Source organism: Pyrodictium occultum, assembly GCF_001462395.1.
Lineage (GTDB): Archaea > Thermoproteota > Thermoprotei_A > Sulfolobales > Pyrodictiaceae > Pyrodictium > Pyrodictium occultum.
In genome coordinates this window covers 953,107-965,928 of the sequence record NZ_LNTB01000001.1, presented here as the reverse complement: position 1 = coordinate 965,928, position 12,822 = coordinate 953,107, and the positions used below count along the sequence as shown (strand labels likewise).

General features: G+C 65.0%; 15 protein-coding genes. 6 read left to right on the top strand and 9 right to left on the bottom strand.

Translation table 11 applies throughout. The annotated features are described in order from the left end of the window. Positions 1 to 328: 328 nt before the first annotated feature. The 8 genes from CF15_RS05125 to CF15_RS05090 form a co-directional block, all read right to left on the bottom strand. A complete protein-coding gene (locus tag CF15_RS05125) occupies positions 329 to 1,009 on the bottom strand; it encodes a VTT domain-containing protein (RefSeq protein ID WP_168371290.1) in 681 nt (226 codons plus the stop codon). Positions 1,010 to 1,196: 187 nt separating this feature from the next. Continuing rightward, positions 1,197 to 1,721, bottom strand: coding sequence for a Mut7-C RNAse domain-containing protein (locus tag CF15_RS05120; RefSeq protein WP_236698139.1), 525 nt, complete (start codon positions 1,719 to 1,721; stop codon positions 1,197 to 1,199). A 108-nt stretch (positions 1,722 to 1,829) separates the two neighbouring features. Next, positions 1,830 to 2,672 (bottom strand): CBS domain-containing protein, encoded by an 843-nt coding sequence (locus CF15_RS05115; protein ID WP_058370826.1) that lies wholly within the window; start codon positions 2,670 to 2,672, stop codon positions 1,830 to 1,832. Between the two features lie 34 nt (positions 2,673 to 2,706). Further along, the gene (locus CF15_RS05110; RefSeq protein WP_058370825.1) at positions 2,707 to 3,540 is read right to left on the bottom strand and encodes a CBS domain-containing protein; all 834 of its coding nucleotides are present in this window, start codon (positions 3,538 to 3,540) and stop codon (positions 2,707 to 2,709) included. Between the two features lie 90 nt (positions 3,541 to 3,630). Next, positions 3,631 to 4,578 (bottom strand): CBS domain-containing protein, encoded by a 948-nt coding sequence (locus CF15_RS05105; RefSeq protein ID WP_058370824.1) that lies wholly within the window; start codon positions 4,576 to 4,578, stop codon positions 3,631 to 3,633. Positions 4,579 to 4,652: 74 nt separating this feature from the next. Next, complete coding sequence (locus tag CF15_RS05100; RefSeq protein ID WP_058370823.1) at positions 4,653 to 5,489, bottom strand: CBS domain-containing protein; 837 nt, start codon at positions 5,487 to 5,489, stop codon at positions 4,653 to 4,655. 37 nt (positions 5,490 to 5,526) lie between these two features. After that, the gene (locus tag CF15_RS05095; protein WP_058370822.1) at positions 5,527 to 5,982 is read right to left on the bottom strand and encodes a CBS domain-containing protein; all 456 of its coding nucleotides are present in this window, start codon (positions 5,980 to 5,982) and stop codon (positions 5,527 to 5,529) included. 68 nt (positions 5,983 to 6,050) lie between these two features. Beyond that, entirely contained in the window at positions 6,051 to 6,689 is a 639-nt protein-coding gene (locus CF15_RS05090) for a tRNA(Phe) 7-((3-amino-3-carboxypropyl)-4-demethylwyosine(37)-N(4))-methyltransferase (protein ID WP_236698138.1), read from the bottom strand. 122 nt (positions 6,690 to 6,811) lie between these two features. Here CF15_RS05090 and CF15_RS05085 point away from each other — a divergent pair, with 122 nt between their 5' ends. The 3 genes from CF15_RS05085 (at position 6,812) to CF15_RS05075 (ending at position 9,198) form a co-directional block, all read left to right on the top strand. Then, positions 6,812 to 7,960 (top strand): PhoH family protein, encoded by a 1,149-nt coding sequence (locus CF15_RS05085; protein WP_058371405.1) that lies wholly within the window; start codon positions 6,812 to 6,814, stop codon positions 7,958 to 7,960. A gap of 91 nt (positions 7,961 to 8,051) precedes the next feature. Next, positions 8,052 to 8,528 (top strand): putative metallopeptidase, encoded by a 477-nt coding sequence (locus tag CF15_RS05080; protein ID WP_070807827.1) that lies wholly within the window; start codon positions 8,052 to 8,054, stop codon positions 8,526 to 8,528. After that, entirely contained in the window at positions 8,482 to 9,198 is a 717-nt protein-coding gene (locus tag CF15_RS05075) for a hypothetical protein (RefSeq protein WP_236698137.1), read from the top strand. The genes CF15_RS05080 and CF15_RS05075 overlap by 47 nt, the downstream gene beginning before the upstream one ends. Here CF15_RS05075 and CF15_RS05070 read toward each other — a convergent pair. Then, entirely contained in the window at positions 9,195 to 10,400 is a 1,206-nt protein-coding gene (locus CF15_RS05070; protein WP_058370820.1) for a proteasome-activating nucleotidase, read from the bottom strand. The genes CF15_RS05075 and CF15_RS05070 overlap by 4 nt on opposite strands. Before the next feature lie 93 nt (positions 10,401 to 10,493). Between CF15_RS05070 and CF15_RS05065 the strand changes: the two genes are divergently transcribed. The 3 genes from CF15_RS05065 (at position 10,494) to CF15_RS05055 (ending at position 12,802) form a co-directional block, all read left to right on the top strand. After that, positions 10,494 to 11,087 carry a multiprotein bridging factor aMBF1 gene (locus CF15_RS05065; RefSeq protein ID WP_058370819.1) on the top strand — a complete coding sequence of 198 codons (594 nt, stop codon included), beginning with the start codon at positions 10,494 to 10,496 and terminating at the stop codon, positions 11,085 to 11,087. Positions 11,088 to 11,177: 90 nt separating this feature from the next. Continuing rightward, positions 11,178 to 12,296: a GTPase HflX gene (gene hflX / locus CF15_RS05060; protein WP_058370818.1), complete on the top strand. Its 1,119-nt coding sequence runs from the start codon at positions 11,178 to 11,180 to the stop codon at positions 12,294 to 12,296. Further along, the gene (locus CF15_RS05055) at positions 12,242 to 12,802 is read left to right on the top strand and encodes a tRNA (cytidine(56)-2'-O)-methyltransferase (RefSeq protein ID WP_058370817.1); all 561 of its coding nucleotides are present in this window, start codon (positions 12,242 to 12,244) and stop codon (positions 12,800 to 12,802) included. Before hflX ends, CF15_RS05055 begins: the two co-directional genes overlap by 55 nt. The last annotated feature ends 20 nt before the right edge of the window (positions 12,803 to 12,822 follow it).

Here is a 12,822-nt window from a genome sequence, read left to right as displayed (position 1 = left end):
CCGGGTCCGGCGCCTGCCGGCGGGTGTTCATGGTGAGCCCACCAGCCCCTCCACCCCCGCCGAGCCTCCCCGAGGCCGGCGAGGAGGCCAACGAGACCCCCTTAACGGAGCCCCTGGAGCCCCTTCTGAGGCTGCTCAACCAGACCGGTATCCGCATCCCCTTCGGCGGGCCCCTCCCCCAGGGAGGGGTGGGGAGCGGGCCGGCGGCGGGGAACGGGTCCACGGAGAGCGGTGGGGCGCGGCACGCGGGGCGCCCGGGGAGCCGGGGGCGCGGCGCCGGGCTGCTCCTGGCCGTCTCGCTGGCCGGCCTCGCGCTCGTGCTCGCCGACTACCTTGTGGACCGCCTAGGCGGCCGCCCTCCCCATGCCGGGCTGCGGACCGGGAGTAGGGCTAGGAAGGCCTGCTTGATCATCTCTATGAACGCGGGTATCACGCCCTTCTCGTCATAGACTTCTATTATCTTATTCCAGTTCATCCTCACTATGACTATCGACACTATTATGCTGGCCACTATGAGCCCGGCTATTGTCTCGGGGTTGAAGCCCCCCTCGGAGCCCGTGAGTGAGGCCACCACGTTGCCGAGGAGGACGGCCAGCGACGTTATGATTATCTTGCCCAGCGTCACAGCTATGAAGAAGAGGAGAGGGTTGTAGCCGGCCACGCCGACGGGTATGTAGAGCACGTCATCGGGGAGCGGGAGGGCGGCAAAGAGGAATATGGCTATAAACATGCCCTTGCTGAAGACATGGGCGAACAGCTCCACGTTCTCCCGCGCCCGCTCGGGGAGCACCTGGTGGACGCCGCGGCCGAGCATGTAGACTACGACCTTGCCCAGGCCGGCCCCCAGCCCGCCGGCGAGGGCGACGAGGATCTTCTCGTAGACGCTGTTGAGGGCGGCGCCGTAGCCGGCTATAACCACTAGGTAGGGCACAGTCATGTACGGGATGGCGTTGCTTACGAACGCTGTCAGGAAGGCGCCGATTGCTGCGCCGTAACCCGCCGTCAGCAACTCGAGGGACCCGAGGATATTCATTCCTGCTCCACGCTCCCCACGCTGCTGGCAGGCCTCTCTAGGCTCATGGACCGGGAGACGTTAGCTAATTAGAGCAGGCCTCCAGGGGCTAGATAGCCCCGGCGGCGGGATGGGGACTGCAAACGCGGCTTAGCCGGAGAGGGGTGCTGAGGCCCTCGATCGCTCACCGCCGCCTGCTCTCCCTGAGCCTCTCGGCCCAGCGCCTCGCCTCCCCGAGCGTCCTCTCTATCCCTCTCCAGTGGCCGCCCCTCCAGTAGACCTGGCCGCAGCCCGTGCAGACCCAGAACTCGGTGTAGGACTCGTAAACCCTCGGCGGCACCCTCCCCCTGACCTCCTCCCTGGAGGCCAGCCGCAGGGGGCTGTTGCAGACGGGGCACCTGCTCCTCCCCGGGTCTACCTCCAGAGGGACGCCGTAGCGCAGGCTTATCAGGGCCAGCGCCCTGGCCAGGTCCTCGCCCACCAGCACGGCTTCGAGGCCCCGGCGCCTGGCACGGTTGTAGAGCCCGCGGTCCCTCGTCACTATTATTCGGCGGCTCTTCTCGGCCTCCTCGAGTATCCTGGAGTCGTGCCAGCCCCTGGCGTACAGCGTGTCGCAGCCCATCATGCGGAGCCAGCGGGCCAGGTTCCCCAGCATAGAGTCCACTATGAACCTGGCGGCCCTTAGCCTCGCCTCGAGCCTTGGCGCCAACTCTGCAGCGCCCCGGGAGGCCTGGTCGCTAGCAGCTGCGGGGTGTATAACGTCTAGGCGCTCCGGGGGGAGGGGCGGCCCCGGCCCGGGAAGAAACCCTTCGAGAGGCTAGCGGCCCCTGGAAGCCACGAGCTTTACGAGCTCGTTCAGAGTAATTATGCCCACCAGCCTGCCCTCGTGCACGACCACGGCCCCCTTAGACTTCTTAGCCTCCATCTTCTCGAGAGCCTCAGCCACGCTGCTGTCCGGGGACACCGTGGGCGGCCTCAGCCTTATTATGTCGTCCACCAGCAGGTGCTCTATACGCTCCTTGCGGTACTTCTCCGGCACTATGTCGTGGAAGGCTAGGAAGGCGTCGGCAACCTCGTCGGCGGTTACGTATCCCACAAGCCTCCCCTCCTCGTCGAGCACCGGTAGGAAGAGTATGTTGTAGCGCAGCAGCAGCTGCCTGGCGTGGAGCACCTTGTTAGTGGTCCTCAGCACCTCCGGCACGGTAACCATAACATCCACTGCCTTCACATCCGGGGCCAGCTCGTGGACGAGCCTCGCCACCTCCCAGCGCGTTATGAGGCCAACAACCCTGTCGCCCTCAACAACGGGGAAGCTCCCCACGCCCTCCTCTATCATCCTCTGCGCTATGCTCGCGGCATCCTCCTCCGGGCCAGCGGTCTTCGGGTCGGGCGTCATGAAGCTCGAGACGTGGAGCCTCCCCACCACCAGGTTGCGGGTCCGCAGCGTAGCCAGCTTCATCATTATATCCTTCTTCGTCATTATGCCCACGAGCTTCTCGTCCTCGAATGCGAGCACCCTGTCGCTATCATGCTTCCTCATAACCCTCACGGCCTGCTCTAGGGTCTCGTCCTTATCCACGGCCGGGTACCGTGTATTCATTATATCACGGGCCTTCCACTCCACCATCCCGGTACGCCTCCAGCACTGCACGTCGTCCACGAGGCGCGGGAAGCCTCGAGGCCTCCTAGGCCTCTTATATCGCCCTCAAGATATTATGCTTGACCACTACGCCCAGAGGAGCCCCCTCCTCCACTACGGGCACAGAGCTGAACCCGTGCTCTATCATGAGCCCGGCCGCCTCGGCCAGGTCGCTCTCCGGGGCGACCGAGACCGGGTCCCGAGTCATCACGTCCTCGGCCGTGGGCAGTAGGGGCTCGTAGACGGGGCCAAGCCTGCCCTTAGGCAGCTCGGCGAACCGGCGAATCCTCTTCTTCTCCTCGAGAGCGGCGGCCGGGGAGGCGAACGCTATGTCGCTCGGCGCTATTATCCCTACAAGCCTCCCGCCGTCCACCACTAGCACGCGGCGGGAGGGATGGCCCTCAAGCAGCTCCACCACGTAGGCCAGGCTATGGCTAGGAGAGGCTCTCGGCGCGTCGCTGTACATGTAGTCCCCGGCCCGGCCTCTGCCCCGGAGCCTCTCGGCGTAGGCCCTCACCACGTCGGTCTTGGTTATTATCCCCACGAGCCTCCCGTCCTCGCCGACCACCGGCAGCCCGCCAATGCCGTGCTGGAGCATTAGCCTCGCGGCCTCCCGGAGGGGCCAGCCAGGCTTAGCCACGACAGGCTCCCTGGTCATTACCTCGGCGACCGGTATGGAGTCGAGAGGCCTGCCCCGGAGCCTCCTGGAGGCCAGCTTGAGGAAGTCAGCCTTTGTGACCACTCCCACGGGCTTCTCGGCCTCGTCAACCACCACGAGCCTTCCGACCCGGTGGCGTATCATAAGCCTCCTGGCGTGGGCGAGGCTATCCCCGGGCCTAACAGCCACGACGGGGGAGGACATGTAGTCCGCTATCCTGGGATACGACATTGCTCCAACCCAGCTCTATACGGGTATGGGATGACACGTGCCCGGGCAAAAATCTGGTGAGGATTGAGAGCCCTGGGGCCCTCCGCCCCTCTAGGAGGGCTGCGTGGCGAGGGCGTAGAGTATGTCCCTCTCAGTAACTATGCCCACTAGCTCGCCGTCCTTCACCACCAGGAGGCTACTGACACCCTTCTCCCTCATCAGGGTCGCCGCGTCGCCGGCGTCCGCGTCGGGGCTAACAGTAACGTAGCCGCTGAGCCCGACGAGCTTCACCGGGGCCCTTAGCGCCTCCTCCATGCTATCGCCCTCCATGTAGCGGAAGACGTCGTGGCTGCCGAAGAAGCGTACGATATCCTTCGCCGTTATCATGCCCCAGAGCTTGCCGCCCTCTACTATGGGCAGTCTCCTGACACCATACTTTATCATAGTCTCGGCTGCCTCTTTCAGCGTGGCCTTAGCATCTATGGTTATCACGTTACTCGTCATTATGTCGGATACTTTGCGGCCGATCCTCTTCTCGGCCAGGTGCTCCACCAGGTCGTGCTCGGTTATGATCCCCCAGAGGCTACCGTCCTCCATCACCACGGGTAGGACACCGACGCTCCTGGTAACCATGATCTCCAGTATCCTCGGCAGCTTATCCGCCACGGTTACGTAGACGGGGTTGGGGTTCATGATGGAGGAGACGTGCTCCTTCAGCAGCGCGGAGAAGATGTTGCCGCGGTGCCTGTTAACAACTATGTTGTAGAGGTCGCCGCCGCCCAGGTAGCTGACGAGATCCGTGGCGGTGACTATGCCCTCCAGCTTCTCGTCGCTGGGCGACACCACGGGCATAGCCCTTACCCTGTAGCGGCTCATATCCTCCGCCAGCCCCAGTATGGTGGTGGTCTTGGTAGTGGTGTAGACGGGCCTCCTAGCCAGGATCTTGGCGTCGCCCTCGCTCCTGTGGATGCGGTCGCTGAAGTTCGGCTTCCCGTCGCTCCTCAGCCACCTAATACCCTCCGGCCTCCTGGGGGGCAGGGGCGCTCTAGGCGCTCCCACGGCTCAACGCCTCCCTGGCACCCTCTCCCCTGGGCATCCAAGCCCAATCCCGGTTCTACACGAGGGCCATGGTATTAAACTACCTTGGACCGAGGGCGGCCCCGGAGCCACGCAGCCACCACATCGCTTCTATCCACGACCCCGAGGAGCCTGCCCTCCTCATCCACGACGTACACCCTGCCTATATCCCGGCGCAGCATGAGCCTAGCAGCCTCCGCGGCGGGGGCATCGGGCTCCACCGCGGCCGGCGGGGTGGACATCACCTCCTCCACGCGGGGGCCCCTCCGCAGCCCCGAGGGGGACTCGAGGTCCGGCCTCGTGAACCCGCGGGCCAGCAGGTCGTGCTCAGCCACAACGCCCACCAGCCTGCCGTCCTTAACGACTGGGAGGGCTGAGAAGCCGCGGGAGAGCATTAGCTGCCACACCTTGTAGACCGGGGTCCCGGGCTCGACGTAGACGAGCCTGGTCTCCATAAGCCGCGACACGGGCTTCTCGAGGAACTCCTCCCCGCTCTCCAGGAGCCTCTCTATAACCCCCTCGAGGCCCAGGACGCCGAGCAGCCTGCCCGCATCGTCCACCACGGGGGCGTACCACTCGTCAAGCTCCAGCATCCTGCCGGCCGCCTCCCGCAGCCCCTCGCCCGGCTTGAGGAGGAGCCTGGGCTCCTCCTCGAGGCCCCTAGCCGCCACCCCCGCCCTGGTGCTGGTCACCGTCAGCAGGGCCCTCCTCCTGACCACGCCCTCGAGCCGCATGGTCTTCTCGTCGGAGACCACGGGGATTAGGCGCAGCCTCAGCTCCCTTACCATGCGCCGCAGCTCGCCGATGCTCGTCTGGGGCAGGGCGTAGGGGTAGCGGGGCGAGAACGCGTCTGAGACACGTGCCTCCAGGCCCGACACCGTTAGTAGAATCAAGTATGATTAATGGAGTAAAATCTCTTTTGCAGGACCTCTAGAGTCCGCCTCCCCGGCCCTCCCTTAGGTAGAGGATCTCGATGAGCCCAGGCGCTATCCTCACTATATCGCTCCTCGATATTATCCCGACGAGCCTGCCGTGCTCGTTCACCACCGGCAGGTGGCCTATCCCCTTCTCCCTCATGTACTCCGCGGCAGCGGCGAGGGTAGCGTCCTCGTAGATCGTGACCGGGTTCCTGGTCATTATGTCCTCCACCCGGGTCTTGGAGGGGTCCAGGCCCCGGGCCACCACCCTCCTCACTATATCGCCCTCGGTAACTATCCCCAGTATGGTGCCCTTCTCGTCCACGACCACGACACTGCCCACGTCGTTCTCGGCCATCTTGCGTGCCGCCTCCACGGCAGTCTCGTCGGGCCTAACGGTGACAACGTTAACCGTCATAACGTCGGAGACGCTCAGCTCCTCCGGGGGAGCACTCTCAGAGGACACCATCAGCCACCCCGCTCCTCCGGGACAGTCTTGAAGGCGATTGGGAGGTTAAAGAATGGTACCTCAAGCCCCTAGAGGAGGCCGAGCCGCCGCGCCTTCTCCACCGCCGGGCCCCAGAGGCTTCCAGGCCTCCTACGCCGCAGTGCCTCCAGGAGCCGCCGGTTCCTCTCCTTAGCCCTCGCCAGGACCTCGTTAGCCACGTCCACCATGCGGTGGAGCGCCTCGCGGTCAACCAGCACCCGGTCTCCATCGGCCAGCAGCATGTCCGCCCTCACCCCCGTCCGCAACTCCACCAGCGGGGCCTCGCCCAGCACCATTACCCCGCTGTGCTTGAACCCCGCCTCCCTCGCAGCAGCCAGCAGCTCCCTGGCCTCCTCCAGGCTGGCCGTGTAGACGTGGTATATGGGCCCCTGCACGCTCAGCCAGAGCCGGTGGGCCCAGGGCTTCGCGAGCACCCCCTCTATCTCCTCGTAGCCCACCCTCCCGTGCTTCTTGAAAACAGTCATGGTCTCGTCCTTGGCCCAGGGGTAGGCGGCGTCTATCACGGTTATCCTGCCCGAACAGCTGCTCTTCGGGTAGCTCCAGGGCCGCAGGAAGATCTCGATCAGCACGTCTAGGATATCCTCGTCGAGATAGCCTATCCTGAGGTCCTCCCAGAGCCTCCGCCAGGCCTCCATCTTGGCCTGCTGCCAGCCGCCCCCCGCCGCCACGGCTCCTAGGCCCCGGTGGAGGGTGTTGGAGGAGGGCCTGGAAGACTTGATAAAAGGGCTTGCCGTACCAGCTACTCACTGAAACGGGTACCCATGGCGAGGGAGGGGCGGGGGTGGACGGCATGGGGGCGCTGCTGGAGAAGCTTAAGCCCATGAGCCCCGGGCAGGAGGAGATGCTCCAGGCCCTCACAAGCGACGAGTACGAGATAGTAGGGCTCTTCGGCCCCACGGGGAGCGGTAAGAGCCTCTTCAGCGTCCTCTACGGGATCGACGCGGTGCTGGAGGGCAAGTACAAGAGGCTCATAATCTCGAGGCCCGTGGTCGACGTTGTCACGGGCAGGGAGCTCACGGCCCAGGAGCTGGGGGAGCAGTACTACGAGATAGCCTCGGCCTACCTCCGCGACATCCTGGCAGGCTTCATAGAGTGGCAGGAGGTAGAGAAGCTCATAGACGAGGGCAAGATAATGTTCGCCGACACCCACTACCTCCGCGGCAGGACTTTCGACGACTCAATAATCTTCCTAGACGACTCGCAGAACATCCCCCCGGAGAGCAGCGTTGAGATACTCATGAGGATAGGCAGGAACAGCAAGTTCGTCATAGCCGGCGACCCGGTGTTCCAGAAGCCCCACGGCGTGGAGCGCGACGGCGCCACCGTTATGAGGGAGGTACTGGTCGGCGAGGAGAATGCCAAGGTTGTAGACCTCGGGCTGAAGGACATAGTTAGGCCCGGCGCCCGCCGGGGGATAAGGCTCCTCATAGAGATGAGGATGAGGAACAGGCCCCTCAACGAGGCGGAGAAGAGGGTGATGGAGGCCGCCAGGATCTACGCCCCGGACGCCGACGTGATAACAGTGGTGGAGTTCATAGACGCCAAGAAGCAGTTCCAGATAACGGCCGAGCACGTGCCAGACGCCCTGATACTGGTGAAGGAGGGCTACCTGGGCAGGCTGGTGGGCCGCGGCGGCGAGAGGATACAGAAGATAGAGCAGGACACCGAGCTGAGGCTCCGCGCAGTGGAGCTGACACTAGACTTCACCAACATCATAAGGGCTGTACACCCTGTAAGCTGGATATACAAGCACGTGGTTGATGTGGACTTCGAGGGCCCCTACCTAGCGGTCCGGGTCCGGAGCGACGAGTTCGGCGCCTTCGTCGGCCAGCGCGGCTTCCACGTGAAGTTCCTGGACGCTGTGTTCAGGAAGCTGCTCGGCGTAGGGGTAAAGGCCTACGAGGTCGAGGAGGAGACTAGGCGTAGGAGGAGGCGCTAGCCCCCAGGCCCCCCTTTCTACGGGGCCCCGGGGGCCACCCACTTGTCCCCCCGGGGGCCGCAGCGGCCCCCCTCTGCCCCGGGCAGCCTCCTTGCCGAGGATCAGGCTTGTGCGCGACTCGAGGCTCGGGGAGGCCCTCCGACTCCTCGTGGACGCCCTCGGCCTGGACTACGTGGACAAGTCCAGGCTCTACGCCGCCTGGAGCAGGGGCGCCCGGACGCGAGCATACGCAAGGATATGGGGGGTTCCCAGCCCCTTCACCAGGCTGGGGCTCTGCAGCCCCATGTACGTGGTGGAGCTGGTCTCAGAGAACTTCGCCCACCTGGGCTGCCGCGACCGGGTGGCGGTGCTGGTGCACGAGCTGCTCCACATACCGCGGAGCTTTAGCGGGGGCCTCCGCAGCCACGGGGAGTGGAGCCGCTGGAGCAGGCTGAGGAGGCTGGCGGACAGCCTCCCCGGCGGCGTGGTTGAGAGGGTGTGCAGGCTCCTGGAGAGCTCTCTGGAGGAGCTTATAGGCGGGGGTGCAGGAGGCGATGGGCAAGATCTACGTGCTGAGGGAGCCCCGTAGGGGAGACCGGGCCTGGAACATCTACGCCCTCCGTGAGGCGGCGTGGCTGAAGCGCTGGTTCCAGGGCGTCTACTACAGCCCGCGGCTCAAGAGGCTCCTAGCGGTCTTCAAGCCGACCCCGGGCACCCATGTGAACATGCTGGTGTTCGAGGAGATGGGGGAGAGCGTGCTCAGCGACGCCTACAGGATGGAGTGCCCCAGGGGCTGCAACCGCTGCTGCGTCTTCCGCAGCGGCGCCTTCATCCTCGAGAACGAGCTGCGCCGCCTCCCCGTGGAGGTCCAGGAGAGGATCCGGAGCCAGCCTAGCGAGCTGGTCCGCACCCCTGGCGGCCCCGTGAGGGTCTACAGGCTCGACACCGGGCCTATGGGGCGCTGCATATTCTTCGACGTCGAGGAGGGTAGGTGCATGCTGGAGGACTACGGGAAGCACGCCAAGCCGATAGTATGCCTGCTGACCTACTGCACCGTATTCGCCACCCGGGGCGGCAGGCTCTACCTCAAGAGAGGCTACCGGGTCCTGCGAGACGGGAGGGTGGAGATGCGCTACGAGGAGGTGGACCGGGATACATGGAACAGGATGGTGGCCAGGATGGGCTCCCTCTGGTCCAGCTACCGTAAAACCTTCAGGAGGGCTGGCGCCGGGGCGGTGAAGAGGGAGGCCAAGGCCTAGATGTGCATTACAGCGCCCTCCCCGACACTCATGGGGGCGCTGCTCTCCAGGTACTCCGGGCTCTCCGCGTAGGGCCTCCTCCGCTTCTTCATAACCTTCTCCACCGCGGCCGCGAAGTCCTCCATCGACACGTACCTGCGGCCGCTCCTCAGCGCCATGAGCCCGGCCTCCATAACTATAGCCCTTATATCCGCCCCCGTGGCGCCCTCAGTCACCCTGGCCAGGTAGGCTAGGTCGACGTCCTCCGCCAGCGGCATCCTCCTGGTGTGTATCTTGAATATCTCCAGCCGGCCCTTCTCGTCCGGCGGCGGCACGTAGATCAGCCTGTCGAACCTGCCGGGCCGCAGCAGGGCCGGGTCGAGTATATCGATCCTGTTGGTGGCGGCTATCACCTTCACGTTGCCGAGGGGCTCGAAGCCGTCCAGCTCCGCGAGCAGCTGCATCAGGGTCCGCTGTATCTCGCGCTCACCGCTGGTACCTATGTCTATCCTCTTAGCAGCTATCGCGTCTATCTCGTCTATGAATATGATGCTGGGCGCCTTCCTCCTCGCCAGCTTGAACACCTCCCTCACTATCCTCGCGCCCTCGCCCACATACTTGTGGACGAACTCGGAGGCCACAACACGTATGAAGGTGGCATTGCTCATGGTGGCCACGGCCTTGGCGAGCAGCGTCTTCCCGCAGCCCGGCGGGCCGTAGAGCAGCACACCCTTAGGCGGCTCTATCCCCAGCTCGCGGAACGCCTCCGGCTTGAGCAGCGGGAGTATGACGGCCTCGTAGAGCTCCCTCTTCTGCTCATCCAGCCCCCCTATATCGTCGAAGGTGACGCCAGGCTTCTCGGTGACCTCCATAGCCCTTACGGTAGGGTCCTCCCTCTCGGGGAGCACCTCTACTATGGTCGAGCCCCGCTGGTTGAGCGCCACGTAGGCGCCGGGTGTGAGCCTTGAGACGTCCACGTTGGAGGAGACGTTCACAACCAGGTTGGGCCCGGTACTGCTCTTTACCACGACCCTGCCGTCGGGGAGCACGCTGAGCACTACAGCCTCTATGAGAGGCGGGTTGAGGAGCTTGTCCACCTCCATCTTGTAGCGGCGCAGCTCCCTACGCAGCTCGGCCCTCTCGGCCTCCAGCTCGCGGACACGCCTCTCAAGGTAGTGTATATAGTCCCTGGTGGCCTCGTTGTCGGCGCCGCGCCGCTGCATACCACTACGCCACCATGCACCTAGATTAGAACGGGCATATGAACACCTAAATAATAGTTTGTGCCCCGTGGCTACTCTGGTGAGACGCCCCCTATGCCGCTAGGGAGACGCCGCAGGGAGGTAGTCTACTGCGAGATGTGCGGCCGCCCGATAGAGGGGAGGAGCTACACCATAGTGGTCGAGGGCGTCGAGATGGTGGTCTGCGAGAGCTGCTACCGCCGCTACATGTCCCGCGCCTCCACTACGAGGATGGATGAGCCGCTGCGGCTCCGCGTGGCGCCCGGCTCCCGGGCGCCGGAGCCCAGTGGGCCGCGGGCCGCCAGGCCAGCGGCGCCCCGGAGGGTGCGGCAGAGGCCCCCCGCCCGCCGTGGTTCGGGGCTGGGGCTCGTCGAGCGCTTCGAGGTGGTGGAGGACTACGCTGAGAGGGTGAGGAGGGCCCGGGAGAAGCTCGGGCTAACCCAGCGGGAGCTGGCGGTGAAGGTCAGGGTCGGGGAGAATGTGATAAAGCGTATCGAGGCTGGGACACTGGTGCCCCCGATAGACCTGGCTAGGAGGCTGGAGAGGGTGCTGGGGGTGAAGCTGCTGGAGCCCGTAGCGGAGGAGCCGCTGGAGGAGCTGGAGGAGGGGAGAGACAGGGGCGGCTTCCACCTCACCCTAGGCGACGTCGCGGAGCTGCGCGAGGACTAGCCCCCCAGGGCAGCCCCTATAGCCGGGCTCCCGCCCCACGCCCAAGCCCGGATGGCCTGCCGCTCCCCGCCGGGGATGCGTGGAGCCGCCTTGAAGCGCGCCATTCTAGCCCTGCCGAGGAGTATGGAGGGTTGGGAAGAGAGGGAGGCATACGCGCTGGTGGAGACTGCAGGCTACCGTGTCGAGGGTGTCGTGCGCTACCGCCCCGTGTCGCGCTCCAGGCTCTTCAGCAGGGCTAAGCTCGAGGAGATCGCCGCCAGCGCCAGGGGGCTGCGGGACGACGAGGAGGCGAGGATAATAGTCTACGACGAGCTGAAGCCCCGGGAGTACTTTCGGGTGGTTAGGGAGGCCGGCGTGGAGGCTATAGACAGGACGCTCCTCATACTGGAGATCTTCGCCCTCCACGCTGGCAGCAGGGAGGCCAAGCTGCAGATAGAGCTGGCCCGGCTCAGGCACCGGCTGCCGCTGGTGAAGGAGGCTATAAGGCTTGCCAAGATGCGGGAGCTGCCCGGCTTTCTGGGCCCCGGCGGCTACGCGGTGGACGCCTACTACCGGTACATGGTCTCGAGGATAGCGAGGATAAGGAGGGAGCTGCAGAGGCTCCGGGAGCGTAGGGGGCTGGAGAGGAGGAAGAGGAGGAGCGCCGGGCTCCCCCACGTAGCTATAGTGGGCTACGCCAGCGCCGGCAAGACGACGCTGTTCAACATGCTGAGCGGGGAGGCTAAGCCCGTTGGCCCGGAGTACTTCACAACCGTGTCCCCCAAGGTCAAGGCTGTAGGTGTTGACGGGCTCCGCTTCGCGGTGGTCGACACGGTCGGGCTCATCTCGAGGATACCCCCGGAGATCATAGAGGCCTTCCACTCCACCCTCGAGGAGGCCGCCGAGGCCGATCTAATCCTCTACGTGCTGGACGTGTCGGAGGAGGAGCACGTGCTGGCGGAGAAGCTGAGCGAGGGCCTCGACACGCTCCGGAGGATAGGGGTGATCGACAAGCCCATGGTGATAGCCGCCAACAAGATGGACCTGGTCAGCGACAGGAGCGAGCTCGACAGGGTGCTCCGGCTCGTGGAGGCCATGGCCTCCTCGGTCTACCCCGGGCTCCAGGGAGTTATACCCGTCTCAGCCGCGACCGGTGAGGGCCTGGGCAGGCTGCTATGCCGGCTGTCCACCCTGCTGAGAGGTACGGCCGGGTCTACGTGCTCCGGATAGGCCACAGGCCCCAGCGCGACAAGAGGATAACCACCCACGTGGGCCTCGTAGCCAGGGCGTTCGGGGCCAACGGCTTCATACTCGGCGACGTCTGCGACGACCACGTGATGGAGTCGCTCCGCGGGGTGCTGGAGAGATGGGGCGGCTCGATGGAGCTGCGCTGCGGGGTCAGCAGCCGCCGCTACGTGGCTGAGTGGAAGAGGGGCGGCGGCGAGGTCATACACTTGACCATGTACGGGCTTCACGTGGACGATGTCATAGGCGAGATAAGGGCCAGCCCCAGGCCTAAGCTGATAGTCGTGGGGGCGGAGAAGGTGCCCCCGTTCTTCTACGAGGCCGCCGACTACAACGTGGCTATAGGGAACCAGCCGCACAGCGAGGTGGCCGCGCTGGCAGTGTTCCTCGACCGGCTCTACGGGGGCGAGGAGCTCCGCATCGAGTTCCCCGGGGCCAGGGTGAAGATCATACCATCGCCCAGGGGCAAAAGAGTAGTAAGCCTGGAGTGAGCACAATTATACCTGGCTGA